The sequence below is a fragment of the Thauera phenylacetica B4P genome (assembly GCF_000310225.1).
GTDB classification, from domain to species: Bacteria; Pseudomonadota; Gammaproteobacteria; order Burkholderiales; family Rhodocyclaceae; genus Thauera; species Thauera phenylacetica.
In genome coordinates, this window is the sequence record NZ_AMXF01000552.1 from 1 (window position 1) to 731 (window position 731).

Here is a 731-nt window from a genome sequence, read left to right on the forward strand (position 1 = left end):
CGGCTGCGCGCAACCGGCGAGCGCGATCACCCGGCGCGCATGGCGCGGCGCCGGCCACGCACCCGCCGGGCGCAGCGTGGGCACCTTGTCCTGCAGCGACTTGGGCAGCAGCGCGCGCACCGCGCGCCCGGCCCCCATCGCCAGGCCGAACAGCCTGGGCCGCGGCACAAACTCGCGCAGCGTGCGCCGCACCAGCGCCTCGCCGCCCTGGCGCGGCACGCGCTCGGCGACTACCGCCCGGCCGATGTCGAGCAGGCGGCTGTAATGCACGCCCGAGGGGCAGGTCGACTCGCAGGAACGACAGGTGAGGCAGCGGTCGAGGTGCAGGCGGGTCTTCGCGGTGGGCGCGGCGCCCTCGAGCACCTGCTTGATCAGGTAGATGCGTCCGCGCGGACCGTCGAGCTCGTCACCGAGCAGCTGGTAGGTCGGGCAGGTGGCGGTGCAGAAGCCGCAATGCACGCACTTGCGCAGGATCTCCTCGGCCTCGCGGCCCTCGGGCGTGTCGCGGATGAAATCGGCGAGCTGGGTCTGCATGGCTCAAAGCTCCGGGTAGAGGCGGCCGGGGTTGAAGATCCCCGCGGGGTCGAAGGCCAGCTTGAGCCGGCGATGCACCACCGCGAGCGGCGCCGCCAGGGGCTGGAACACGCCGGCAGCGCGATCGCCGGCGCGGAAGGCCGTGGCATGGCCGCCGAGCTCGACGGCGCGCGCGCGCACCGCCCGCGCATCGACGG

Annotated in this window: 2 protein-coding genes; both read right to left on the reverse strand. The window is 74.6% G+C overall.

Features of this window, described 5'->3' with window-relative positions:
• Positions 1 to 534, reverse strand: a 534-nt coding sequence (locus tag C667_RS23620) for a 4Fe-4S dicluster domain-containing protein (RefSeq protein ID WP_004391582.1), incomplete at its 3' end; no start/stop codon positions are given.
• A gap of 3 nt (positions 535 to 537) precedes the next feature.
• Positions 538 to 731: FAD-linked oxidase C-terminal domain-containing protein (locus tag C667_RS23625; protein ID WP_004391583.1), on the reverse strand; the 194-nt coding region annotated here is incomplete at its 5' end.